We start from the raw sequence: 24378 nt of genomic DNA on the forward strand, positions 1-24378 counted from the left end.
CCTCGTGGTTTGCTTAATTCGTCTTGGGGTAAGAACCCAGCACACGCAGGAATAGTGTGGCCTCCTCCAGATTGGCTAATACTTCTTTCGGTGCCTTGTCTTCCCGGTGGCCTTCAAAGTCGAGATAGAAATTGTATTCCCAGGCCTTTTGCCTTGTCGGGCGGGACTCAATCTTGGTCAGGTTGACGCCCTTGCTGGCGAATTTATTCAGCATTTCGTAGAGCGCCATCGGTTTGTGCTTTACTGAGAAGACTATCGATGTCTTGTCGTTTCCCGACGGGGGACAGTCCTCCTTGGCCAGTATGAAGAACCGGGTGAAATTGCTCGGGTTGTCCTCTATCTCCCGGGCCAGTATCTTCATCTGGTAGATTTCAGCGGCCCGGGCACTGGCGATTGCCCCGGCGTCAGTTAAGCCTTTCTCCTTGATCATCTTTACGCTGGTGGCGGTATCCGAAGTTGGGGCTAATCTGCAGCCCAGCTGTTTTAAGAATGTCCGACATTGTCCCAGGGCTTGGGGGTGCGAGTAGACCTTCTTAACCGCATCCAGTCGTGTCTCGGGGTTGGCTACCAGGCAGTGAGTAACATGGAGCTCTAGTTCACCGCACACCTTAAGGCTTGATGTCAGCAGCAGATCGTAAGACCTGCCTATTGTTCCTTCCAGGGAGTTCTCTATAGGAGCAATGCCGAACTGTACCTCGTCCTGCTCTACGGCCCTGAAAACGCTTTCCAGGCTTTCCTGAGGCTTGGTTATTGCCAGCGGGCCAAAAAACTTAAGGGCGGCCTCTTCGCTGTATGCCCCTGGCTCACCGGGAAAGGCGACCTCAATACCCTGTGTCCTGCGGCAGGCCGTCATTATCTGCTGGTAGATGCTCTCGATAACTCCCTGGTCCATATTTTCACTGCGGGCAATACTCCTGATATGTTCGGAGACCTTTTTCTCTCTTGCCCGGTCATTGATTTGTTTCCCCTCCCTTATTTTCTCTTTCCCTATCTCCCGCGCAATCCTTATTCTCTCACTGATTAGCTTGACAATCTCAGCATCGGTTTTATCGATTCTTTTTCTTAAATCTTCCAGGCTCATTTTATCACCCTCGGTATTATTCCTGCCCGCATCGCCATGTCACAGATGGTTACCGCCATCATTGATTCTACAACAACCGCCGCCCGCGGTACGATGCAGGTATCATGCCTTCCCTGGATGGACAGACTGGTACTCTCCATGTCCTTGATGTTTATCGTTGGCTGCTTCTTTCCGATAGATGGCGTTGGCTTAATCGCTACCCTAACCACTATCGGCATACCGTTACTTATTCCTCCCAGAATGCCTCCCGAGTTGTTAGTTGTGGTGACTATATTGCCGTCTTTGATGGTGAAAGGGTCGTTATTCTCAGAGCCTTTCTTAACCGCTACGGATAAACCAGCTCCGAATTCGATCCCCTTAACGGAAGGGATAGCCAGAATAGCTTTGGCCATTTCACCGTCCAGTGTGTCAAAGACCGGTTCTCCTAAACCGGCAGGTACGTTAAGCGCGATTCCTTCTATGATGCCACCCAGGCTGTCCCCTTCTTTTCTGACCTCTTCAATAGCCTTAATCATCTCTTTGGCAGCATCAAGGTCAGCACATTTTAGCGGGTTCTTCCCCAGGTTTCCCCTTATTCTGTCAAATTCTTTCGGCTCGGCTTTGATACTGCCTATCTGAATAGTATGGGCTATGACCTCAATGCCGATCCGGCCGATCAATTTCCTGGCAATAGCACCAGCCATAACAAAGCCGGCGGTAATTCTCCCGGAAAACCTGCCGCCGCCTCTGAAATCGTTGAATCCTCCGTACTTAACGAAGGCGGTGTAGTCAGCCTGTCCCGGTCTCATTAGGAATCTGGTCTGCTCGTACTCTCTTGAGTCTATGTCTTTGTTCCATATCACCAAGCAGATAGGGGCGCCGGTAGTGATACCATTTCTGATTCCGGCAAGGACTTCAACTCTATCCTCCTCTGCCCTCTGTGTGGAGGCCATATCCGCCCCCGGCCTTCTTTTATCAAGGTCTTTCTGTATATTATCTTCGGTAACGGCCAGTCCGGCCGGGCAACCGTCGATAATGATCCCGACACATCTGCCGTGGCTTTCTCCAAAGCTTGTTATGGTGAAAAGCTTACCCAGACTGTTCTCCATTTACCTTCACCTTACCTCCGATGCTTCTTAATACCTCCCAGAAATCAGGAAATGTTTTGGAGACGCATTCCGCATCGTTTATTATCGTTCCTCCGGCGACAAGCCCGGGTATACTGAATGCCATAGCAATACGGTGGTCATTCTTACTATCGATGGCTGCACTCTTCGGTTGGCTGCCGGTAACAGTTAGTCTATCCTTATCTTCCTGTACTTCTACCCCCATTTTCTCCAGCCCCTCCCTTAATGCGGAGACCCGGTTTGATTCCTTTATGCGTGCCCTTGCCACCCCGCTAAACTCGCTCCTGCCGCGGGTCAGTGCCGCCAGAACCGCCAGCGTCGGCAGCAGGTCTGTACAGTCGGATAAATCAGCCTGTATCGCCTTCAGGCTGGATTTTCTCACCGTTATAGCGCTCTTGCTTAACTCTATTGAGGCGCCCATATTCCTGAGAAAGTCCAGCATTATCCTGTCGCCTTGCCGGCTTTCCAGGTTCAGGTTCTTTACCGCTACCGTTCCTGATAGCGCCCCCATAGCCAGGAAATATGAAGCCGATGACCAGTCTCCCTCCACCCGGTACCTGGAGGGCTGGTATCTCTGCGGCGCTATCAGGAATTCTCTCAAATCCGGAGAGGCGGCCACATTTACGCCGAACCTTTTCATACAGTCCATGGTCATCATAAGGTAAGGCTTTGACTCTACCGGTGTGGTCAGTCTGATCCGGACTTCCTGTTTGGCAAGCGGGGACGCAATGAGCAGCGCTGAGATATACTGAGAGCTGATATTACCGGGTAGCTCCGTTACGCCGCCTATTAGTCCGCCTCCCTTGACGGTTACCGGGGCTACTTCACCCTGGCAGGAGCAGTCTACTCCTAATTGCCTTAGTGCCTGAACCAGCGTTTTGACCGGCCTCCGGGCCAGGGAAGTGCCGGTAACTAAGCGGAATTTCCCTGATATTGACGAACAGACCGCCGTCATTAATCTCAAGGTGGCGGCGGAATCGGCGCAAAAGAGGTCTGCCGCTGCCTCGTGCAACTCTCCACCGGCAACCCGCCATAGGCCGTCTTCCTGCTGAATTTTTACTCCGATACTACCCAGTACATCCCGGGCAGCTTCAGTGTCCTCTGAGATCAGGGGATTTATGATTTCACTCTCGCCTCTGGCTAAGGCAGCGCAGATAAGCCCCCTGATAGTATAGCTCTTCGAGGCCGGGGCGATAACTTCCCCTGTTAATATGCTTTTCTCAACTAAGGCTTTCATACTCTTTTATCTTGGCTGTTATTTGCCTGACCACGGAGTCGATATCCAGCCCTGAGGTATTTACTGTGACGTCGGCAGCCCGTTCGTAAAGCGGCCTGCGGAATCTTAACAGATCTTTAATGGTCAGGGCAGGGTTAGCTACAGCAAGCAGTGGCCTCTCATCGATATCTCTTGATATCCGCCTTAGTATTACCCGTGGTGAGGCAGTGAGGTATACGATTACCGCTTCCTTTCTTAGCCGGTCAATGTTTATTTTGTTTAATATAACACCACCCCCGCAGGCAATAACAGCATTCCTCTGCTGGCTGACTTCCTTAACGACCTCAATTTCGAACTCTCGAAAGGATATTTCCCCGTCCTCCTTGAATATTGCGGGAATAGTCTTCCTTGCTTTCTTTTCAATGAGGAGATCAAGCTCAAAGAACTCCTTACCCAGTTTCTCGGCCAGGGCCTTACCCACCGCAGTCTTTCCTGTCCCCATGAAACCGATCAGGGCGATACTCGTCTTCACTTTCCTAAGGCCTTCATAGCTTCTTTTTTCATCAGCTCGAGGGGAGCTTTAAGACCCGTCCATTTTTCAAAGGCCAGTGCTCCCTGCCAGGCAAGCATATCGAGCCCGCTTATTGTACTGGCACCGGCTGCTTGCGCTTCTCTGAGCAGCCTCGTCTGTATAGGGTTATATACGATGTCGAAAACAACCGGGGTTGATTTCAGCAACCTCATCGGGACCGGTGTCTCATTGGTATCGGGGCTCATGCCGACGCTGGTTGTATTAACCAGGATATCGGTTCCTTCCAGTGCTTCTGCCAGATTTGCATCGTTTAGTTCCAGCGCTGCCGTCTCTTTCTTAAAGGCCCGGGATATCTCACGAGCCAGGTTTTCTGCCCATTCTATCTCCACCTGCCGGTTCAGAATAACCAGATTGGCGCCGCTTTCCGCAAGGATGAAAGAAATCCCTCTTGATGCGCCGCCAGCGCCCAGGACAACTACTTTCTTGCCCTCTGGTTTGATCCCCTTGTCCAGTAGTGCCTGTAGGAATCCGGTAGCATCGGTGTTGTAACCTCGCAAAGCCCCATTGTCATTGACTATGGTGTTAACGGCACCTATCCGCTCGGCAATGGGGTCCAGCTCATCCAGAAATGAGATGACGGCTACTTTATGAGGGATGGTGACGTTCAAGCCGGCCAGGTTGAGGGCTCTGGCTCCTGCAATCGCCTGGCCCAGGTCATCTTTTTTTACCCGGAAGGGAAGATAGACGTAGTCTATGCCCAGTTCGCTGAAGGCAGCATTATGCATCACCGGTGACATGGTGTGCTCGATAGGGTCACCGATGACTCCGCAGACCCGTGTTTTCCCCGATACAACTCTATTTGTCATCTTGGCACCATATCATAGAGTTTCCTTAACTGTCTGGCAGTTATCTGGCCGGGTGCGGACTCTCTGCCTTCTTCGATCGATGCGTAGGTAAAATCGCCACCGACCAGTGGACAGAGAACCCGGCTCACCAGACCCAGCGGGCCCATGGCAAAGGAAACCATCCTTGTTTTAGGGAACTCGGTGATGAGCTTCAGTATGGTCAGGTTATCCTCCAGGCTCCCTGCTGTGGTGATCACCTTGCATACATCGGCGCCGGCTTCCATCTGTTTCTTGACTATTTCTTTGAGGCTGTCGAGGGGGGGCGTTTTTTTTAGTTCGTGGAATGACAGGAGGCACTTTGTTCTCTTCTTAATCTGCGGTATGATTTTTCCCAGTTCTCTTGTCTCGACCTCGATGTCAACCATTGCGCAGCCAAGCTCACTGGCTTTCACCAGCTCCTCCGTCCGTTCTGCTTCGCTCTTTTCCCACCTGCCTCCTTCAACAGCGCTCCTGGCGCAGGCTATCCATGGTTTCTCAAGCCGCCTGGCTATGTCCTGCCATCCCTCTCCAATGAAGTCTATCCGGACCTCGAATAGTTCAGCGAAAGGCTCAATCTCCCTCAGCGCTTTCTCGTCCCTGTTTGTGATAACAGCACAGATTCCGGGCTTTTTCATCCTAACCTATCAGGGCCTGCTCTACTAAGGACAGATCCACCTCTTCGGTAATGAACACCTTACCCAGCGATTCGGGCAGGATAAATCTCAGCCTTCCTTTCCAGACCTTTTTGTCCTGCTTCATCGCCGCAACCAGTTTTCCCATTCCCGGGTCGGGCAGTCTGGTGGGTAATCCAGCCCGCTTGATAAGGTCCTCCAGTCTGTCCAGTTCATTTTGTTTAAGTATGCTCATCCTTTGGGAAATTCTGGCCGCTGCTAACATCCCGATGGCTACCGCTTCACCGTGGCTTACCTTGAAATTTGAGACTGACTCAACGGCATGCCCCACGGTATGGCCGAAGTTCAGGATGGCCCTTAGCCCCAAGTCCTTCTCGTCCTTTTCCACTACCTCCGCCTTAATCTTAGCCGACCGGAAGACGATTTCCTCAACCGTCTCCGCATCGAGCAGTTTGATCTTATCGAGGTTATTCTCGAGGTAGGTAAAGAATCCTTCGTCTCGAATAACTCCATATTTTATCACTTCAGCCAGTCCGTTGGTAAACTGCTTGTCGTCAAGGGTTCTGATGGTATCAATGTCGCTGATTACCAGCCTTGGCTGATAAAAGGCCCCGATTTTGTTTTTTAACCGGTCGTGATCCAGCGCCACCTTACCGCCGATGCTGCTGTCAACCTGTGCCAGCAGGGTGGTTGGTAACTGTACCAGCGGGACTCCCCTCAGGTATGTAGCAGCCACGAATCCGGCTAAGTCCCCGATAACCCCTCCCCCCAGGGCTAGAATAGGCGTGGTTCTTTCCGCATGGCATTCGGCTAATTCACGGTATAGTCTGCCGGCCGTTTCCAATGACTTTTGCTCTTCCCCATCGGGGATGGTGAGGTTGGTTACCGCAAATCCTGACGCGGTCAGGCTACGCCCGACGACGTCACCGTACAGGTCATGCACTACGGGGTTGCTGATGACCACCAGCCTGCCGTCAAAGCCTATTTCCTTTAGCTGATGGCCGCTTTGCTTCAGTATTCCCGGCCCGATATCAATATCGTAGCTGTTACTGCCCAGCCTTAGTCGAATTTCTTTCATTTTTTCTTGTTGGGATCAGTTTGCTGATTTTACGACAGGTTTCAATAGTCTCCTTAAGTTCGTCAGGTGTGATAGCTTGCTGTGCATCAACCAGCGCTTCCGCCGGGTTGTAGTGCATCTCAATCATCAGGCCACTGGCACCTACGGCGATAGCGGCACAACTCATTTTGAAGATAAGGTCTCGGCGTCCGGCCGCATGACTGGGGTCTACGATGATAGGCAGGTAGGTTTCTTTTTGAATGATCGGGACGGCGGACAGGTCGAGAGTATATCTGATGTAGTTCTTACCTTTGCCTACAGGTAATACTCCTCTTTCACAGAGAATAATGTCCCGGTTGCCTTCAGCGGCAATGTATTCCGCAAAAGACAGGAATTCTTCAATGCTGGCGCCGAAATGGCGTTTGAACAGGATAGGTTTCTTTGTCCTGGCGACCTTCGTAAGCAGGTCTTGATTATACATGTTTCTCGTCCCTATCTGGAGTATGTCGGCATACTCAGCAGCCAGTTCAACCTGTGTTTCTCCCCTTACCTCGGTTATCGTTGCCAGGTCGAATCTGTCCCCTGCTTCGCGGAGCCATTTAAGGGCCTCTCTGGCTTCTTCCCAGCCTATCGAGCCCAGCCCCTGGAAAGAGTGTACCGAGCTCCTCGGCTTGAAAATACCTCCTCTCAGGATATGAGCTCCGCACTTAGCTGCGTCTTCAGCAATTCTCAGCAGTTGCTGGTGGCTCTCTACGGCACAAGGCCCGGCAATAAATACCGGTTCGTCTCCGCCTATCTCAATGTTCTTTACCCTAACCGTCGTGTGCTCTGTGCCATCGTCGAAGAATTTGGCGTATTCCTTACTGATTAGCTTGTAGGGGACTTCAACCATGGCGGCCTCTTTTACACCGGGTAGTGCGGTCAGTTGTTCAAACGGCACCTTGCTTTCGTCTCCGACCAGTCCGATTATGGTACGGAATTTCCCCTTGGAAACATCGGCTCTAAGACCGAGTTTATTTATTTCTTTAACCACATTGTTTACCTCATCTTTTGTGGCGTCGGTTTTCATGATTATCATCTGTCCCCTCACTTTTCATCTGGATATAATATTTCGATGCTGTTTGCTCTTGTTTTGCTTTTAAAAATAGAAAGACCCTCCCGCTTTAGGAGGGTTTCTGAGCTTCGACTGTTCAATTTGTTGGCTCGTAATGCATCTATTTAATGCTGATCCCTCCAGGCGCACCTTATGCGCCAGGTAAATGCAAAACGGGTATAATAACACAATTTGTGAAGAGCAACACTCAACATATTGACGTTCACCTCGTCTATGTAGACTAAGTTAGCATAAGGAACACGGTTTGTCAATATATTTCCCCTGATGCTATGCTGTTCGGGCGGATGGTTGCCGATGTGGTAGAATGGGAGAAATCAGGGAGTGTGAATATGGAGAACCGGGTTACGGAAGTTAATGTCGGTAGTGCCAGGCTGCATATAATCCAGGGGGACATTACCAAGCAGAGTACCGATGCCGTTGTCAATGCCGCTAATTCCAGTTTAATGGGTGGTGGTGGCGTCGATGGCGCTATCCATAAGGCCGGTGGTCCCACCATTTTAGAAGAGTGTAAAAAGATTGTATCCCGGCAGGGGCGGTTGCCAACCGGTAAGGCGGTAATTACCACCGGCGGTAATCTTAGGGCAAGGTATGTGATCCACACCGTTGGTCCCGTCTGGCGTGGCGGTGATAAGGGAGAATCGGAACTGCTGGCCAGTGCCTATCAGGAGAGTTTACGTTTGGCTGTGGGAAACAAGCTGCACAGCATCTCCTTTCCCTCAATAAGCACCGGCATCTATGGCTATCCGGTTGAACTGGCGGCCGAAGTGGCTCTCGGTACTGTCGTCGCCTTCCTGCAACAGGGTCCTGCCGCTCTTGAAGAAGTGGTCTTCGTGCTGTTTGATAGCGAGACATTTGCTGCTTACTCAAGGGCTCTAAAGGAATTGGTTGAGCAATGATGAGCCGGGCGGGGTTTTGTGGGGCGTATTGCAGGACTGAGTTATGCTAGAGATTAAAAAAGACAGTGGCATAGGGTTTTGTTTCGGGGTTAGACGGGCTATTGATATTGTTGAGAAGATTGCTCGTGAGCGTGGTGCTTTAGAGACGCTGGGGGCTATTGTGCATAACCAGCCGGTACTGCAGAAACTGGCCGGTATCGGGGTCAGGATGGCCGGAGGAGTGGATGATATCAAGGGGAATATCGTAGCTACCAGCGCCCATGGCATAAGTCCCCGGATGGAGGAGGATCTTCGGGCCCGTCATATTGATATAGTCAGTACTACCTGTCCCTTTGTTCACCGGGCTCAGCTTGCCGCTCAGAGGTTAGCTCAAGCCGGCTTCCGGGTGGTGATATATGGCGATGCCAATCACCCGGAGGTTGAGGGGGTTATCGGATGGGCTAAGGGTAAAGGGGTAGCTACACTGGATGAGAAGTTCGTGTACGGGATTAAACCTTTGCCAAGCCGGTTGGGGGTTCTATCTCAGACAACTCAGATTCCGGCCCATTTTACTGACTTTGTCAAGAAGCTTGTTGATCTTACCTTCACGAAAGACTCTGAGTTATATGTCATTGATACTATCTGCCACGAGATCAGGGAACGGCAAGCGTCTGCTCTTGAACTGGCTTGCAGAGTGGACTTGATGCTTGTTATCGGTGGTCATAACAGTGCCAATACCAACTGTCTTGCCCGGTTATGTTCTCGAGTTACCAAAACTTATCTCGTTGAGACGGTTGATGAGATTGAATCCGCCTGGTTCAGAAGTCAGCGCTGTGTAGGCATAACCGGTGGAACCTCTACGGCTGAAGAGACCATAAATGATGTAGTTGTCAGGCTTGAGTCAATAGGCTGAGCCTGGACATGAGTATGGAATTCAAGTTTCCCCTTATCGGTAGCCCGGCTGTCTTTTACAGATGAATAGCCGCATGGCACGTTCGGTAACATCAGTAATTAGCTCCTCCGCAATCTCGGTGGACTGACTGAAGGTGATAGGACCGGGGGCGATACTGAAGACCGTGTCAATCCCCTCTCTGTATACTGCAGAGTAACCGTTGCCAATTTCACCGGTGATAGCAATGACGGGTAACCCGAAGTCCTTGGCCTTTCGGGCGACTCCCACCGGCGTCTTGCCACTGGCGGTTTGGCTGTCTATTCTACCCTCTCCGGTAAAGACCAGGTTGGCACCCCGCATTTTTTCGGCGAGGCTGGTCGCTTGAATAACGATATCTATACCAGGGAGCACCTGGGCTTTGAGGAAGGCGATTAAACCGGCACCCAGGCCGCCGGCTGCGCCGGCTCCGGGGATATCCCTGATGTCGGCGCCGAGTTTTTCTTGGATAACATCTGCGTAGTGGGCTAACGCTGCGTCAAGTTGTACTATCATTTCCGGAGTAGCTCCCTTTTGCGGACCGTAGATAAAGGAGGCTCCCTCGGGGCCGCAGAGAGGATTGGTAACATCAGAGGCCAAGAGAATATCACAGTCGGCTAGTCGCGGGTCGATAGTCGTTGTGTCGATGTCTTCTAGGTCAATCAGCGCCGCTCCTCCCGGGGCGATGGCTGCTCCCTTGGCGTTGATCAGTTTGATGCCAAGAGCCTGGGCCATTCCGGCGCCGCCGTCATTGGTAGCGCTCCCGCCGATACCGATGATGAATTTCCGGCAGCCTCTGGCAAGTGCGTCGCGGATCAATTCGCCGGTGCCATAGGTGGTAGTCAGCAGGGGATTACGTTTCTCCGGTGGGACCAGATCAAGACCGGAGGCCTCTGCCATCTCGATAACGGCGGTCACCCCATCGCTTAACATGGCCCAGCGAGCCGTGATGCGCTCTCCAATCGGGTCGGTTACCTCCACTGATATGATGTTTCCCCCGATGGCATCGACCAGGGCCTGCATCGTACCCTCTCCACCGTCTGCCATCGGCACAATTACAGTTACCGCATCGGGAATTACCTGTTTAATCCCTCTGCTGATTGCCCGCGATACCTCTAGAGCGGTAAGATTTCCCTTGAAGCCCTGCGGGGCGATAACAATCTTCATGACATCACTGTTCCGATAGTGTCTCCATGCCACGGGGCCATCCTGTGAGTATCTGGATACCGGGTATGATAAATCTACTTATTATAGTTCATTTCCCCTGACTGTCAACACTAACTTACTAACTTCCGGTGAAACAACCATATTAAATTACTATGCCATATTAGATTAGAGGTAAGACTTTGACACATTACCGCTGGTTACCTATAATAAACCTGATAATATCTGTCAGGAGGGGCTTTGGCGGAGAAGCATAGACCTAAGGTGTTGGGTCAGGAGCATATGCTGGACGCTAAGGATATTGAGCGGCAGCTTGATATGATAGACCAGCGTTTGGATAATATCGACTCGGTGGTTAGCGCGGTTGTGGAACGCGTAATGAATCAGCCGCTGATTATTAATGTAACCTGTCCTCACTGTGGGAAGACCGTTGATATCGCTGTCATGGGTAGTATGAAACCGGCGAAATAATAGAGAGTTTGGCCCGCATTGAATTATCCCTAGCGGTAGTGCCCCCTTACCGGTTAACCGGTTTCTCAGTAACAGAACCCCTGCCAAGCGTAGGATTATCTGTCGGGTGTGGAGTAGTGTGGAGATTTGCAGCATGATATTTGACTTTCGCTTTGGAAGCGTTTATGCTAGAAATTTGAACTATAGAAAAGTTCAAACGCAAAAGGAGCGGTAATTTGAAAATACTTCTAGTTTATCCACAGTATCCAGATACCTTCTGGAGCTTTAAGCATGCTTTGAAGTTAGGCCCGAGGAAGGCATTGAATACGCCTCTGGGCCCGTTGACTGTCGCTGCCATGCTCCCCGGCGATTGGGAGAAAAAATTTGTCGACATGAATGTAAACAAACTGACCGATAAGGACATCAGGTGGGCTGATTACGTCTTTATCAGTGCTATGGTGGTACAGCAAAGGTCTGCCCAGGAGGTCGTTAAGCGCTGCAAGAGCTTCAATACTCGAGTTGTGGCCGGTGGGCCCTTCTATACTACCGGATACGGGTTGTTTGATTTTAGTGAGATCGACCATATCATACTCAATGAAGCGGAGGTTACTCTGCCTCTCTTTCTGGCAGATCTGGAAAAGGGCTGCCCCCAGCACGTCTACAGGTCTGATGAGAAGGCTGATGTACATAAGACTCCCATACCCCTCTTCTCGCTGGTTAACCTTAAGAAATATGCGCAGGTTACTATCCAGTACTGTCGCGGTTGTCCGTTCGATTGCGAGTTCTGCGATATTGTCGTTATGGACGGGCATAAGCCCCGTACCAAGACACGAGCCCAGATAATTGGGGAGCTGGAAGCGATATATGCCCAGGGCTACCGGGGTACCATCTTTATTGTTGATGATAATTTTATCGGAAACAGGAAGAAGCTTAAGTCAGAAATTATGCCGGTCATAATTGAGTGGCAGAAGGCCAAAGGTTATCCTTTCCGGTTTCTTACCGAAGCATCGGTTAACCTTGCCGATGACGAAGAGTTGATGCAGTTGATGTCCGATAGCGGCTTTACCCGGGTATTTGTCGGCATCGAAAGCCCGAATGAAGAAAGCCTGACCGAGTGTCATAAGTTCACCAACAAGAATCGCGACCTGATAGCTTCTGTGAAGAGGCTGCAGAACTATGGTTTTGAAGTAATGGGAGGTTTTATCGTCGGTTTTGATAGCGATCCGGTCTCGATCTTCAAGAGTCAGATCAATTTCATCCAGAATAGCGGCATCGTTACCGCTATGGTAGGCTTGCTCAATGCTCCTCCTAAGACGAAACTTTGGCATCGTCTGATCAAGGAAAACCGTGTCCTGCCGGGAGGTAACGGCGATAACACCGATGGTACCACTAACTTCATACCTAAAATGAGGTATGATGTTCTGGTTAATGGCTACAAGCAAATCCTGCATACGATCTACTCCCCCAAGCAGTATTATGATCGGATCCAGACGTTCTTTCAGGAGTATCAGCCTAATGGTAACTTAGGCTCTCGGTCCAGGCTCAAAGTTCATCACATAGTAAGCATGATCAAATCTGCTCTGGTTCTGGGTGTTAAGGATGGAGCCAGGATGCACTACTGGAGGCTGATGTTTACCACACTGCTGAAATATCCGAGGCTTCTCGGGCTTTCGATAACACTGGCTGCCCAGGGTTTTCACTTCCGTAAGGTCTACGAGAAGGTCAGTAAGATACAGATTGATGACACCATGCTGGCCCGGCAGCTAGAGGTATTGGACGGCGGGTCCCTTTAAGCACTGATGGTATCAGGCTAGCCCGGCTAAGCCGTGTGAATCTGCGGGGCACTGGGGCAGCGCAGTTAATAAATGCCGGTCCCTTTACCTGCTGGTGAGAGTGCTGACTGAGCCCAGGACTCCGTTGATGAACCGGGGGGAACTATCGCTGCCGAACTCCTTGGCTAGCTCAACCGCCTCATTTACCGCTACCTTAATCGGTACCTCATCGTCGAACAGCATCTCGAATATCGCCATCCTCAGGATATTCCGGTCGACCATGGGTATTTGTTCCAGCGGCCAGGCGGGAGCAAAGTGTTGAATATTGTGGTCGATTTCCTTCTTGTTGCTCATGACTCCGCTGACCAGTCGACAGGCAAAGGTGTTATTATCTTCACTTAGCCTCGCATTTTCTAGGAGATGAACTATCGCCTGTTCTGCTTTATGTCCTGCGGAATCAGCTTCATAAAGTGCTTGGAGAGCCAGCATTCTTGCTTTTCGCCGTGCCCCCGACATGATTACCCCCTAGCCCGAGCTGATGCTGCGGCGATACCTGAAGCTAGTAACGAGATTGATGGGCCGAAATCTATTCAATCAGAGAGGCTATTAATGGCTTGTGCATCGCCTATATTGATGGTCTCAGCATCACTATCTATTCTTTTAATCAGTCCGCTGAGCACCTCTCCCGGGCCTATCTCGATGAAGGTGGAGATACCACCTGCTATCATGTATTCGACGGAGCGTTGCCACTGAACACTATTGCATAGCTGTCTGAGTAGCTCCTCCTTGATCTGCTCGGCAGTAGTCATCGGCTCAGCCGTAGTATTGGCCACAATAGGGATAATCGGCTCACGGAAAGAGATGTTGGCTATTATTTCAGACATGCCCTGGGCTGCCTGCTGCATCAGCGGTGTATGAAAGGCACCGCTTACGGGTAATGGAATAGCACGCCTGGCTCCTCTGGCTTTGGCTAACTCTGCAGCTTTGGCCAAGTTTTCCTCCGCCCCGCTGATGACCATCTGATTCGGACAATTAATGTTAGCCAGCCAGGTACCGGTCTCATCACAAACTTCTGCCAGTGGTGCTTCGTCGAACCCGATTATTGCTACCATACCACCCGGTTGAAGCAGCCCGGCTTGATACATCAGTCGTCCCCTCTCTCGAGCCAGATAGACGGCGGTGGCGAAATCGAGCACCCCGGCGGCTGCCAGCGCGGTATACTCACCCAGGCTGTGACCAGCAACAAATGCTGCCGGAGGCAGCCCGTTGTTTTTCACGTCGCGGACAGCCTGTAGGCAGGCATAGCTGGTTGTCAGTAGCGCCGGTTGAGCATTTATCGTTAAGCGAAGTTCTTCTTCCGGACCCTCGAAGCACAGCCGTGACAGAGGAAAGCCCAGGGCCTCATCGGCCTGCTCGAAGATTGCCCTGGCGGAAGGGAAATTGTCGTGGAGATCACGCCCCATACCTACCTTCTGAGAACCTTGTCCCGGGAAGACATGGGCTACCTTCATAATATTGAGTTTAGCCGCCCTTCGTAGAATTATTGAGCCGTGTTATTATCGCCTCAGCCTCGCGGACTATTTCTTCAATGATAGTCTTGACCGGCTTGATTTCATTTATCATACCGCAAATCTGTCCTGCCAGAAGGGTACCCCCTTCGATATCACCATTAATCATGCCCTGTCGCATCTTACCGACACCGAGCTGGAACAGCTCTTCTATCGGAATACCGGCGCTCTCCTTGTCCATGAACTCCCGTGTGAACTTGTTCTCCAGAGCACGTAAGGGGTAGCCGGTGCTCTGACCGGAAAGGACTGTGGAGCGGTCACTGGCGTCGACGATCGCCTTTTTGTAGTTGGGGTGAGCGATACATTCCTCGCTGCAGACAAAGCGGGTTCCCATCTGAATACCCTGAGCCCCGAGTGCTAGAGCGGCTGCCAAGCCTCGTCCGTCGGCAAACCCTCCGGCCGCCACTACCGGTAGCTGGACTGCGTCGACTACCTGGGGTACCAAGGCCATCGTGGTTGTCTGCCCTGTCTCTCCTCCCGATTCCATCCCTTCAGCCACGAAAGCGTCGACGCCGGCTCGTTGCAGCCGTCTGGCCAGGGAAACACTGGCCACTACCGGCATTACCCTTATCCCGGCTTCCTTGAATCTGGGGATATAGGGTCCGGGATTGCCGGCGCCGGTAGTTACTACCGCTACCTTCTCTTCCAGAATTACCTTGATAATCTCCTCCGCTTTGGCGGCTATCAGAACGATATTCGCTCCAAATGGTTTATCCGTTTTCTGTTTAGTCAGGCGTATCTGTTCCCTGACCCACTCCGGTTCTGGAGCGCCGCCGCCGATAATACCTAACCCACCGGCATTTGAAACGGCTGCAGCCAGCTCGGCTGTAGCAAGGTGGGCCATTCCCCCCTGAATAATCGGGTACTCAATACCGAGGAGGTCGCAAATGTCGGTTTTAATCATAAAGTAGTTCTCCCTTAACCAGTTTTCTTTTGCGGGCTCTTGATCTCAATGACTTCCCTGCCGTCGTAGGTGCCGCAGGTAGGGCAAACACGGTGGGACAGTTTGGGGCTGTTGCATTGAGAACAAGAACTTAATTGAGTTACAGGTAGCAGCTTGAGATTGACACGTCTTTTACCCTGACGCGCCTTGGCGTATTTCCGTTTTGGTAAAGCTCCCATAATCTACCTTGTTCCTTTCCTTTTCGCTACCGAGTCATCACTAACCGAGAATTGGTTGCCCAGTCCGGACTAGCGGTGCTCTATCTCTTGAGATGAACATTGGCAGGGTCCCTTATTCAGGTCGTGACCACAGGTCGGACATAGCCCGGCACAGTCCTCACGACAGAGCAGTTTCATCGGGACAGCCAGCAGAGCATATTGGCGCACCGCTTCGGTCAGGTCAAGAATATGCTGTCCGTTGATAGTAAAACACCCCGGTTCATCAGGTAGAGACTGCGGAATCCCGCTATCTATGTTGACGACGGGGAAATACTCCTCTTCAATTTCTAGTGTCAGCGGAGCACGAAACAAATTCAAGCAGCGACCGCAACTGACCTCAACCCCGGTATGTAGTGTTGCCTTAACCAGGATGCCCCGGTTGGTGCGCACCAGGGAAACATCACCCTGGACCAAGCTGTCACTACCGGAGATATTAACGGTATCACTTACCCTGTAATTTCGTGTTGCCCCAATGGATGATTTAAGCAGCCCGGATACGTTGGTCTGCATTACATCCGACCTCCACCCGAACCAAACTCAGCTTATTATAAGCTGAGTTGCATACCTGATGTCAAGCGTGCTTATTTCTTTTTGGCATTACTGATCCCGGACCTTGGACAAACATAAAGAGCCCAGATTCCATACCTGAGCCCTCTTTACTTTCGGTTAAATCGACTAATATCAATTCTGAAGCAGGTCAAGCCCTCGACCATTAGTACGGCTAAGCTAAAAACATTACTGCTATTACACACGCCGCCTATCAAACAAGTAGTCTACTTGCGGTCTTACCCCCGGTGACGAATCACCGGGATGGGAGATCTAATCTTGGGATGAGCTTCGCACTTAGATGCTTTCAGCGCTTATCCCGAACAGACTTGGCTACCCAGCACTGCCCCTGGCGGAACAACTGGCACACCATAGGTCTGTCCCTCTCGGTCCTCTCGTACTAGAGAGAGCTTCCCTCAAATCTCCGGACGCCCACGACGGATAGAGACCGACCTGTCTCACGACGGTCTGAACCCAGCTCGCGTGCCGCTTTAACGGGCGAACAGCCCGACCCTTGGGACCTGCTCCAGCCCCAGGATGCGACGAGCCGACATCGAGGTGCCAAACCTTGCCGTCGATGTGAACTCTTGGGCAAGATAAGCCTGTTATCCCCGGGGTAGCTTTTATCCGTTAAGCCACGGCCCTTCCACTCGGAACCGTGGGATCACTTTGCCCGACTTTCGTCCCTGCTCGACTTGTTGGTCTCACAGTCAAGCTCCCTTATACCAATACACTCTACGAGTGGTTTCCATCCACTCTGAGGGAACCTTTGGGCGCCTCCGTTACTTTTTAGGAGGCGACCGCCCCAGTCAAACTACCTACCAGACACTGTCCCCCAGCTTGCTCTAGGGTTAGAGGCTAAACTTATCAAGAGTGGTATTTCAACGCTGGCTCTACCGAGGCTGGCGCCCCGGTTTCTCTGCCTCCCACCTATCCTACACATGGTAAGCCCAGACTCAGTGCCAAGCTATAGTAAAGCTCCACGGGGTCTTTTTGTCCTGTCGCAGGTAACCCGCATCTTCACGGGTATTTCAATTTCACCGAGTCCCTCGTTGAGACAGCATCCAAGTCGTTACACCATTCGTGCGGGTCAGAACTTACCTGACAAGGGATTTCGCTACCTTAGGACCGTTATAGTTACGGCCGCCGTTCACTGGGGCTTCGGTTCAGAGCTTTGGATTACTCCTGACCCCTCCCCTTAACCTTCCAGCACTGGGCAGGTATCAGCCCCTATACATCAGCTTACGCTTTAGCAGAGACCTATGTTTTTGTTAAACAGTCGCTTGGATCCATTTAGTGTCACCCCTAAAAGGGGCACCCCTTCTCCCGAAGTTACGGGGCTAGATTGCCGAGTTCCTTAACGAGGGTTGTCTCGATCACCTTGGGACATTTATCCCCACCTACCAGAGTCGGTTTGCGGTACGGGCACTCTTACTTCATCGGTAACGAGGCTTTTCTTGACGGCCTGGAATCAGATGAATCGTCTTGGGTCTCCCCTCAACTTCCCCCCACCTTCAGCTACATATCCGGGGTGGATTTGCCTGCCCCGGCATTGCCTATAGTGGGTGACGCACCATGTCCAGTAGGTACGCTCAACCTATCCTCCCGTGTCCCCCCTTCACCTCCGTAAGAGTGGTACGGGAATAATAACCCGTTGTCCATCGCCTACGCCTTCCGGCCTCGGCTTAGGCCCGACTAACCCTACGCGGATTATCCTTCCGTAGGAAACCTTAGGTTTTCGGTGGGTGTGTTTCTCACACACCTTTATGCTACTCATGCCGACATTCTCACTTCCCTTGACTCCACCACTGTTCACGCAGCAGCTTCAACGCTAAGGGAACGCTCCCCTACCCTCCCTGATAAATCAGGAAGCCATAGCTTCGGTGACGAACTTTAGCCCCGCTGGATTATCGGCGCAGCACCACTCAACCAGTGAGCTGTTACGCTTTCTTTAAAGGATGGCTGCTTCTAAGCCAACCTCCTGGCTGTCTGTGCAATCCTACTTCCTTTACCACTTAGCTCGTTCTTAGGGACCTTAGCTGATGGTCTGGGCTGTTTCCCTCTCGACTATGGAGCTTAGCCCCCACAGTCTCACTCCCAGATTTTGACTAATGGCATTCGTGGTTTGGTTGGGTTTGGTAAGATACTATCCCCCTAGTCCATCCAGAGCCCTACCTCCATTAGTGAACATCTGAGGCTGCACCTCAATGCATTTCGGGGAGAACCAGCTATTCCCGGGTTCGATTGGCATTTCACCCCTATCCACAGCTCATCCTACAGCTTTGCAACGCTGACAGGTTCGGGCCTTCACTCCGATTTTATCGGAGCTTCACCCTGGCCATGGATAGCTCACCCGGCTTCGGGTCTAATCCGTGCAACTAAACCGCCCTATTAAGACTCGCTTTCGCTACGGCTCCGCAATGACAATTGCTTAACCAGCTACACAGATTAACTCGTCGGCTCATTCTTCAATAGGCACGCCATCACCCCAATAAATTGAGGCTCTGACTGCTTGTAAGCACACAGTTTCAGGTCTATTTCACTCCCCTCCCGGGGTACTTTTCACCTTTCCCTCACGGTACTAGTTCACTATCGGTCATCAAGGGTATTTAGCTTTGCCCTGTGGTCAGGGCGGATTCCCACAAGATTCCTCGTGTCCCGTGGTACTCAAGTACAGATGGAGAGCCTACCCCTTTCATCTACGGGACTTTCACCCTCTGTGGTAGCTCTTTCCAGAGACTTTTGATTAGGGTTTGGTTGATAACTCTCTGACTCTCTCTGAGCTGAGTCTCACCTGCCTTACAACCCCCCATAAGCTTAGGCCTCAGAACCACTTAGCTTACAGGGTTTAAGCTTTTCCCCTTTCGTTCGCCACTACTCAGGGAATAATTTCCTTTCCTCGGGGTACTGAGATGTTTCACTTCCCCCGCTTACCTCCTCCCAGCCTATGTGTTCGGCTGGGGGTACTCAGGTTTTACCTGAGTGGGTTGCCCCATTCGGGAATCCCCGGTTAAGCTTGCTAGACAGCTAACCGAGGCTTTTCGCAGTCTTGCCACGCCCTTCTTCGGCCCTTGATGCCAAGGCATCCACCGTGTGCCTTAACCGCTTGACCTGCTTCAGATTTGATATTAGTCCTTATTCAGTTATTAAGGTACAACAGACACAAAAACGGCCTGGTGACTTACCACCAAGCCGCTCGCCTGGTTTTCAATCACCCTGCTTCCCTTTTTATGTCTTAAACATCCTCATAGGCTATTACAGCAGCACCTTATGCTGATAGGAAATAGTAGCATATAATAATAGCCTTGTCAACTCGGTGTGCCGGGCCATATGATTAGGATACCTGTCCTTCTTTACAAGTTCACATCGATACTGTATTCTAGCTTAAGGTAAGGAGGACGAGTTGTATCAGGCACCACGTGGGACCTTCGACATTCTGCCCGATGAGCAGGCATACTGGCGTTATATTGAGCAAAAAGCCGTTGAACTCTGTCAGCTCTATGGTTATCAGCGTATCGATACACCCGCATTCGAAGAAACACGGTTGTTCTCTCGCAGCATAGGCGAGGTTACCGATATTGTGGAAAAGGAAATGTATACCTTCGAAGACAAGGGAGGTAAACAGATAACCTTAAGGCCTGAGGGAACGGCACCGGTCTGTCGGGCCTATCTGGAACACGGGATGCATAATCTACCGCAGCCGGTGAAGCTGTTTTATTTGGCATCTATTTTCAGATACGAAAGACCCCAATCGGGAAGATACCGTGAGCATCACCAGTTCGGCTGCGAGGTTTTTGGGGATGGTGCCCCTGCTCTTGACGCCGAAGTGATTGACATCGCCTGGCAATTCTTCTCGTCATTGGCCATCGGTCAACTTTCCTTGAATCTGAATAGTATTGGCTGCCGGGAGTGTCGGCCGGGGTATCTAATCGTGCTGCAGGAGTATTACTCCCGTTACAACCGGGACCTATGCCCGGATTGTAGGGCCAGGCTTAAGAGAAACCCCCTGCGCCTGCTTGATTGTAAGCAACCGTTGTGTCGGCAGGTGGCCAGTTCGGCACCGCAGAGTGTTAACAGCCTTTGCCCACAGTGTGGTGAGCACTTCGAACAGTTGAAGAGATATCTGGGGTTGCTTGAACTTCCCTTTGTGGTGAACCATTGTCTGGTCAGGGGGCTTGATTATTATACCAGGACGGTTTTTGAGATTCAGCCTGAGGCTGAGGGTGCCCAGAGCACTCTGGGGGGTGGAGGAAGATACGATTACCTCATTGAGGAACTGGGCGGTAATCCTACCCCGGCGATAGGTTTCGCCAGTGGTATCGAGCGTATCGTCCTGAACCTGAAGAGGCAGGAGGTTGCCGTCCCGGCGCTGCCCCGGCCCCGGGTCTTTGTTGCCCATCTTGGTGACGAGGCCAGGGTTGAGACAGTGAGGCTGGCATCGGTGTTGAGACGGGCTGGCATCGGTGTACTGGAGCCTGTCGCTGGCAAAAGCCTGAAAGCTCAGTTGAGGCAGGCCAATACCCTTAATGTTGCTTATACGGTGATAATCGGTGAGCAAGAAATAGATACTGGCACCGTGATGCTGCGCAATATGGCTACCTCTGAACAAAAAAATATCCCGGTTGCCCAATTGCCGGGCTATCTTCAGCGCCTGGATTGAAGTAGGTTACTCTACCGGGGCGAAGTCCAGGATGTTGAGCCGTAGCCTTTCCGCTCCGCACCAGGAATCCACTTCCAGGTTATAGACGATGTCGAGCAGCGGGGTTATCCCTTTTGAGTAGTTGCCGGCGTGAAAGGCTATCCCGTCCCAGGTGGAGCCGCCCTGCCTTAGTTTGAGATTGAGGTGTGCCCCTTTATTGCCGATTACCCTTAAGTTGGTTACCTCTAACTTGCGACTGATGAAGGTGGGTACCGGATTACCCTTGCCGAATGGAGCCAGCTTCTGCAGGTTGTGAAAAGTTTCACCGGCCAGTTCAGCCAAGGTAACCTCGGCGTCAATATCAAGGTGAGGGCGGAGGTCAATCCCGGCCAGCGTGGTGGTTGCTATCCTGATGAGGGCTTCTTTCAGGCGGGGCAGGTCCTTGGTCGGCAGGGTAAAACCGGCTGCCTGAGGATGTCCGCCGAATTGAGAGAGGAAGCTCTGGCATTGCTGCAGGGCCTGGGTGATGTTAAACTCCGGGATGCTGCGACAGCTCCCGATACTTGTCTGTTTGCCGGTCTTGATTACCACTACCGGGCGGTAGAATTCCTCGCGCAGTCTGCCGGCCGCCAGCCCGATGACTCCCGCCGGGAATTCCTCATCGCTGGCGATCAGAATCGGGGCAACCCCTTCAGCCAGTATCTGCTCTCTGGCCTTGCTGATTACTTCGCTGGTCATTCTTTGTCGCTCCGTGTTTTTCTGTTCCAGCCATAGGCTAAGCTGGCGTGCTTCCTCTGCGGAGTCTGTTATCAGAAGCTGGTAGCTGGGCATAGCGTGCCCCAGCCTGCCGGTAGTATTCAAGCGGGGGGCTATTACCCAGGAGATACTCTCCGCGTCGAGACTGCCGATGGTCAGGCTGGACTGATTCACCATTCCCCTTATGCCGGTGCGTGGCTTGGCGTTGAGCAGCCTTAGACCTTGCTTGACCAGATAGCGGTTTTCTCCTACCAGGGGCATCACATCGGCTATTGTGCCCAGGGCTACCAGGTCGAGAAGGTCGTCCAGCCCTTCCTCCTTGCCGATGCTCTGTAGCAGGGCCTGAAGGAACTTGAAGGCTACGCCGACGCCGGCCAGCTCTAAAAAGGGGTACCGCGAACCGGGTAGTTTGGGGTTAACTACGGCAACTGCTGGAGGAATGGTGTCCGGGGGGGTGTGATGGTCGGTAATGATAATATCGAGCCCCTTCCTTTGTGCCTTCTTGACCTCAGCGAGGGCGGTGATACCGCAGTCAACGGTGATAACCAGGCTGATACCCTGCTGGCGGAGCTTCTCCAGAACGGGTGTCTTGACGCCGTGTCCTTCATTCAGGCGATGCGGGAGATAGGGGATAACATTACCGCCGAGCCTGCTGATTCCCTGAACCAGCAGGATGGTGGCAGTGATGCCGTCGGTATCGAAGTCGCCATAGATAGCGATGTTTTCTCCGCAGAGCAGGGCACGGTAGGTACGGGTTACTGCCTGGTGCATATCAGGTATCAGAAAGGGGTCGGCTGATAGGCGTTTGTCGGCGGCGATAAAGGATGCCAGATGGGTTGGTTCGGTGAGGCCGCGATTGTAGAGGATTTGGGCTATTAAAGGAGAGAGGTGCGGATTTTCAGCGAAATAATCGGCTGGAGCCGGTGGCAGGACGTTCCATCGGCTTTTATTCAAACTCGTCTCTCCTTAATCACTGCGGAATATTTCTTGATGGGGTTGTCCTCCTTCCGTTTGACCGGCTGGTGTAGGAAAATTATAATGCCATTAGAGCTAGTCGGTCAATTCAGAACCGGAAGCCTGCTTTTTGGATAGAGGATTTTGATTGGTAAGTATCAAGGTTGCCCTGGATAGTTTGGGCTGCAAACTAAACCAGGCGGAGACAGATGATCTGTTCCGTCAGTTTGCTGGGGCCGGCTATCAGATGGTTTCACCCGATGAGGCTGATATCTACATCTTAAATACCTGCACGGTTACCCATATCGCCGACCGTAAGTCCCGTCACCTGTTGCGATCGGTCCATCGTCGTAATCCTGGTGCTGTGGTGGTGGCTACCGGGTGTTATGCCGAACGGGCCCCTGCTGAACTGGCTGGAGTTAAAGGGGTCAGGCTTGTCCTGGGAAATAGTGATAAACCGAACCTGCTGCGGTTGCTGGAGGAGTCCGGTTGTTTTGACAACCGGATTGTTGGACAAGATGGTTTGGCGAGTGACAGCCGTGATAGTTTCCGGACACGCGCTATGGTCAAGGTTCAGGATGGCTGCAGCAACTTTTGCACCTATTGTATCGTCCCGCTGGTACGTGGTGGGGAAAGGAACCTTGATGTCGGCGGGGTAGTTGGTGACATCAAGCAACGGGTGGCTCAGGGCTATCGGGAGGTGGTATTGACCGGAGTCAGGATTGGTTCTTATTCCGATAACGGGGTTACCCTGGCGGGTTTGATTGAGCATATTCTGGCGGAGACCGGCGTGGAAAGGCTAAGGCTATCCTCGCTTCAGCCCGGTGAGATCTCCCCCGAGCTGATTTCTCTCTGGCGTGACGGGCGGTTGTGTCCTCATTTTCACCTCTGCCTGCAGAGCGGCAGTGATAGTGTTTTGGGTAGAATGGGGAGGCGCTACTCCACTGCTGAATTCGAGCGGGTGGTATCCTGCATCAGAAATGCTGTAACATGTGTGGCAATCACTACTGATGTTATGGTTGGTTTCCCCGCTGAGACTGACCGGGAGTTTGAGGAAAGCTATCGCTTCTGCCGCCGCATGGAGTTTGCCCGCATTCATGTCTTTTCCTACTCACGCCGCAGAGGTACCGAAGCCTCCGGGTTTCCCGAGCAGGTTGGCGACAGGGTGAAAAAGGAGCGGGCAGACAGGATGCTGGCGCTGGCCCGGGAGAGTGCCGGGGATTTCAGGCGGCAATTCCTGGGCATGATGCTCATGGTACTCTTCGAGCAACGCTCCGGCGCTACCTGGTCCGGCCTCACCGCTAACTATATCAAGGTGTATGTTAAGAGTAGCACTGATTTGACCAACGTATTAAGGCCGGTAAGGCTGTTGCGGTTTTATCGGGATGGGGTGTGGGGGGAAATAGTAGCATAGCCGGAGAATCTGCCAAATAAAAAGAAGGGGCGTTTAGTTGCGGCAGTATCTAGAGGCGTTTCTCGATATTGAGACGACCGGGCTTTCTCCTGAATACGGAGAGATCACTGTGATAGGTATTCACCTCTCTAACGGGCTTGATACCAGCTTTGTCCAGTTGGTATGGCCGGAGATCACGGCTGACAGCCTGTCTGAAGCTCTGGCAGGTGTAGATGTTATCTACACCTATAACGGCAGCCGTTTTGACCTTCCTTTTATCTGCTCGCGTCTGGGGCTTGACCTGACCGGACTTTTTAGGCATCAAGACCTGATGTATGACTGCTGGCGGAAGAATCTCTACGGTGGCTTGAAGTGCGTGGAGAGGCAGTTGGGCATACCGAGGCGGCTGACGGAGGTAAACGGATATCAAGCGGTGATTCTCTGGTGGCGGTATATAAACGATCATGACCGGGATGCCCTTGCCACGTTGCTTGATTACAACAAGGAAGATGTCATTAACCTGAAGGCATTAAAAGAAGTGCTGCTATGA

General features: G+C 52.0%; 22 protein-coding genes and 1 rRNA gene. 7 read left to right on the plus strand and 16 right to left on the minus strand.

What is annotated here, in order from left to right:
* Nucleotides 1-13 precede the first annotated feature (13 nt).
* The 8 genes from pheA to aroF are packed head-to-tail and all read right to left on the minus strand — an operon-like array spanning nt 14 to nt 7586.
* Nucleotides 14-1081, minus strand: coding sequence for a prephenate dehydratase (gene pheA, locus PHI12_02700; protein MDD5509711.1), 1068 nt, complete (start codon nt 1079-1081; stop codon nt 14-16).
* Complete coding sequence (aroC, locus tag PHI12_02705) at nt 1078-2169, minus strand: chorismate synthase (protein MDD5509712.1); 1092 nt, start codon at nt 2167-2169, stop codon at nt 1078-1080. The genes pheA and aroC overlap by 4 nt, the downstream gene beginning before the upstream one ends.
* Nucleotides 2150-3424, minus strand: coding sequence for a 3-phosphoshikimate 1-carboxyvinyltransferase (gene aroA / locus PHI12_02710; protein MDD5509713.1), 1275 nt, complete (start codon nt 3422-3424; stop codon nt 2150-2152). Before aroA ends, aroC begins: the two co-directional genes overlap by 20 nt.
* On the minus strand, nt 3408-3935 hold the full coding sequence (locus tag PHI12_02715; protein ID MDD5509714.1) for a shikimate kinase: 528 nt from the start codon (nt 3933-3935) through the stop codon (nt 3408-3410). Before PHI12_02715 ends, aroA begins: the two co-directional genes overlap by 17 nt.
* Nucleotides 3932-4801 (minus strand): shikimate dehydrogenase, encoded by an 870-nt coding sequence (locus PHI12_02720; GenBank protein ID MDD5509715.1) that lies wholly within the window; start codon nt 4799-4801, stop codon nt 3932-3934. The genes PHI12_02715 and PHI12_02720 overlap by 4 nt, the downstream gene beginning before the upstream one ends.
* A complete protein-coding gene (locus PHI12_02725; GenBank protein MDD5509716.1) occupies nt 4798-5454 on the minus strand; it encodes a type I 3-dehydroquinate dehydratase in 657 nt (218 codons plus the stop codon). The genes PHI12_02720 and PHI12_02725 overlap by 4 nt, the downstream gene beginning before the upstream one ends.
* 1 nt (nt 5455) lies before the next feature.
* Nucleotides 5456-6529 (minus strand): 3-dehydroquinate synthase, encoded by a 1074-nt coding sequence (gene aroB, locus PHI12_02730; protein ID MDD5509717.1) that lies wholly within the window; start codon nt 6527-6529, stop codon nt 5456-5458.
* Nucleotides 6498-7586 carry a 3-deoxy-7-phosphoheptulonate synthase gene (gene aroF, locus PHI12_02735; GenBank protein MDD5509718.1) on the minus strand — a complete coding sequence of 363 codons (1089 nt, stop codon included), beginning with the start codon at nt 7584-7586 and terminating at the stop codon, nt 6498-6500. The genes aroB and aroF overlap by 32 nt, the downstream gene beginning before the upstream one ends.
* 365 nt (nt 7587-7951) lie before the next feature.
* On the opposite strand from aroF, the gene PHI12_02740 reads away from it, so the two are divergent.
* Together PHI12_02740 and ispH are read left to right on the plus strand one after the other, a co-directional pair.
* Nucleotides 7952-8518 carry an O-acetyl-ADP-ribose deacetylase gene (locus PHI12_02740; GenBank protein MDD5509719.1) on the plus strand — a complete coding sequence of 189 codons (567 nt, stop codon included), beginning with the start codon at nt 7952-7954 and terminating at the stop codon, nt 8516-8518.
* A gap of 43 nt (nt 8519-8561) precedes the next feature.
* Nucleotides 8562-9410, plus strand: coding sequence for a 4-hydroxy-3-methylbut-2-enyl diphosphate reductase (ispH, locus tag PHI12_02745; GenBank protein ID MDD5509720.1), 849 nt, complete (start codon nt 8562-8564; stop codon nt 9408-9410).
* Nucleotides 9411-9443: 33 nt separating this feature from the next.
* On the opposite strand, the gene PHI12_02750 is transcribed toward ispH, so the two are convergent.
* Complete coding sequence (locus tag PHI12_02750) at nt 9444-10625, minus strand: glycerate kinase (protein ID MDD5509721.1); 1182 nt, start codon at nt 10623-10625, stop codon at nt 9444-9446.
* A 204-nt stretch (nt 10626-10829) separates the two neighbouring features.
* Between PHI12_02750 and PHI12_02755 the strand changes: the two genes are divergently transcribed.
* Together PHI12_02755 and PHI12_02760 are read left to right on the plus strand one after the other, a co-directional pair.
* Complete coding sequence (locus tag PHI12_02755) at nt 10830-11060, plus strand: hypothetical protein (protein MDD5509722.1); 231 nt, start codon at nt 10830-10832, stop codon at nt 11058-11060.
* A 215-nt stretch (nt 11061-11275) separates the two neighbouring features.
* Nucleotides 11276-12832 carry a B12-binding domain-containing radical SAM protein gene (locus tag PHI12_02760; GenBank protein MDD5509723.1) on the plus strand — a complete coding sequence of 519 codons (1557 nt, stop codon included), beginning with the start codon at nt 11276-11278 and terminating at the stop codon, nt 12830-12832.
* Between the two features lie 84 nt (nt 12833-12916).
* Here PHI12_02760 and nusB read toward each other — a convergent pair whose 3' ends face one another.
* The 6 genes from nusB to PHI12_02790 all read right to left on the minus strand — a co-directional run bounded on the left by nusB (nt 12917) and on the right by PHI12_02790 (nt 19198).
* Entirely contained in the window at nt 12917-13327 is a 411-nt protein-coding gene (gene nusB / locus PHI12_02765) for a transcription antitermination factor NusB (GenBank protein ID MDD5509724.1), read from the minus strand.
* Between the two features lie 74 nt (nt 13328-13401).
* Complete coding sequence (gene fabD, locus PHI12_02770) at nt 13402-14322, minus strand: ACP S-malonyltransferase (GenBank protein MDD5509725.1); 921 nt, start codon at nt 14320-14322, stop codon at nt 13402-13404.
* A gap of 10 nt (nt 14323-14332) precedes the next feature.
* Complete coding sequence (locus PHI12_02775) at nt 14333-15283, minus strand: nitronate monooxygenase (protein ID MDD5509726.1); 951 nt, start codon at nt 15281-15283, stop codon at nt 14333-14335.
* A 14-nt stretch (nt 15284-15297) separates the two neighbouring features.
* On the minus strand, nt 15298-15501 hold the full coding sequence (rpmF, locus tag PHI12_02780) for a 50S ribosomal protein L32 (GenBank protein MDD5509727.1): 204 nt from the start codon (nt 15499-15501) through the stop codon (nt 15298-15300).
* Nucleotides 15502-15570: 69 nt separating this feature from the next.
* The gene (locus PHI12_02785; protein MDD5509728.1) at nt 15571-16050 is read right to left on the minus strand and encodes a DUF177 domain-containing protein; all 480 of its coding nucleotides are present in this window, start codon (nt 16048-16050) and stop codon (nt 15571-15573) included.
* 183 nt (nt 16051-16233) lie between these two features.
* A 23S ribosomal RNA gene (locus tag PHI12_02790) occupies nt 16234-19198 on the minus strand.
* A 291-nt stretch (nt 19199-19489) separates the two neighbouring features.
* Here PHI12_02790 and hisS point away from each other — a divergent pair.
* Nucleotides 19490-20746 carry a histidine--tRNA ligase gene (gene hisS, locus PHI12_02795; GenBank protein MDD5509729.1) on the plus strand — a complete coding sequence of 419 codons (1257 nt, stop codon included), beginning with the start codon at nt 19490-19492 and terminating at the stop codon, nt 20744-20746.
* 6 nt (nt 20747-20752) lie between these two features.
* Here the strand turns inward: hisS and recJ are convergent, their stop codons facing one another.
* Nucleotides 20753-22435, minus strand: a complete 1683-nt coding sequence (gene recJ / locus PHI12_02800; protein ID MDD5509730.1) for a single-stranded-DNA-specific exonuclease RecJ — start codon at nt 22433-22435, stop codon at nt 20753-20755.
* A gap of 148 nt (nt 22436-22583) precedes the next feature.
* Between recJ and mtaB the strand changes: the two genes are divergently transcribed.
* A complete protein-coding gene (mtaB, locus tag PHI12_02805) occupies nt 22584-23849 on the plus strand; it encodes a tRNA (N(6)-L-threonylcarbamoyladenosine(37)-C(2))-methylthiotransferase MtaB (protein MDD5509731.1) in 1266 nt (421 codons plus the stop codon).
* Nucleotides 23850-23886: 37 nt separating this feature from the next.
* Nucleotides 23887-24378: a ribonuclease H-like domain-containing protein gene (locus PHI12_02810; protein MDD5509732.1), complete on the plus strand. Its 492-nt coding sequence runs from the start codon at nt 23887-23889 to the stop codon at nt 24376-24378.

The organism is Dehalococcoidales bacterium, assembly GCA_028716225.1.
GTDB lineage: Bacteria > Chloroflexota > Dehalococcoidia > Dehalococcoidales > UBA5760 > UBA5760.

What these genes read in the sequence shown, in the direction of transcription:
- aroF (MDD5509718.1), bottom strand. Translation starts at nt 7,586, where the DNA reads ATGATAATCATGAAAACCGACGCCACAAAAGATGAGGTAAACAATGTG.
- aroB (MDD5509717.1), bottom strand. Translation starts at nt 6,529, where the DNA reads ATGAAAGAAATTCGACTAAGGCTGGGCAGTAACAGCTACGATATTGAT.
- pheA (MDD5509711.1), bottom strand. Translation starts at nt 1,081, where the DNA reads ATGAGCCTGGAAGATTTAAGAAAAAGAATCGATAAAACCGATGCTGAG.
- PHI12_02785 (MDD5509728.1), bottom strand. Translation starts at nt 16,050, where the DNA reads ATGCAGACCAACGTATCCGGGCTGCTTAAATCATCCATTGGGGCAACA.
- aroC (MDD5509712.1), bottom strand. Translation starts at nt 2,169, where the DNA reads ATGGAGAACAGTCTGGGTAAGCTTTTCACCATAACAAGCTTTGGAGAA.
- ispH (MDD5509720.1), top strand. Translation starts at nt 8,562, where the DNA reads ATGCTAGAGATTAAAAAAGACAGTGGCATAGGGTTTTGTTTCGGGGTT.
- nusB (MDD5509724.1), bottom strand. Translation starts at nt 13,327, where the DNA reads ATGTCGGGGGCACGGCGAAAAGCAAGAATGCTGGCTCTCCAAGCACTT.
- rpmF (MDD5509727.1), bottom strand. Translation starts at nt 15,501, where the DNA reads ATGGGAGCTTTACCAAAACGGAAATACGCCAAGGCGCGTCAGGGTAAA.
- PHI12_02725 (MDD5509716.1), bottom strand. Translation starts at nt 5,454, where the DNA reads ATGAAAAAGCCCGGAATCTGTGCTGTTATCACAAACAGGGACGAGAAA.
- PHI12_02775 (MDD5509726.1), bottom strand. Translation starts at nt 15,283, where the DNA reads ATGATTAAAACCGACATTTGCGACCTCCTCGGTATTGAGTACCCGATT.
- fabD (MDD5509725.1), bottom strand. Translation starts at nt 14,322, where the DNA reads ATGAAGGTAGCCCATGTCTTCCCGGGACAAGGTTCTCAGAAGGTAGGT.
- PHI12_02740 (MDD5509719.1), top strand. Translation starts at nt 7,952, where the DNA reads ATGGAGAACCGGGTTACGGAAGTTAATGTCGGTAGTGCCAGGCTGCAT.
- aroA (MDD5509713.1), bottom strand. Translation starts at nt 3,424, where the DNA reads ATGAAAGCCTTAGTTGAGAAAAGCATATTAACAGGGGAAGTTATCGCC.
- PHI12_02720 (MDD5509715.1), bottom strand. Translation starts at nt 4,801, where the DNA reads ATGACAAATAGAGTTGTATCGGGGAAAACACGGGTCTGCGGAGTCATC.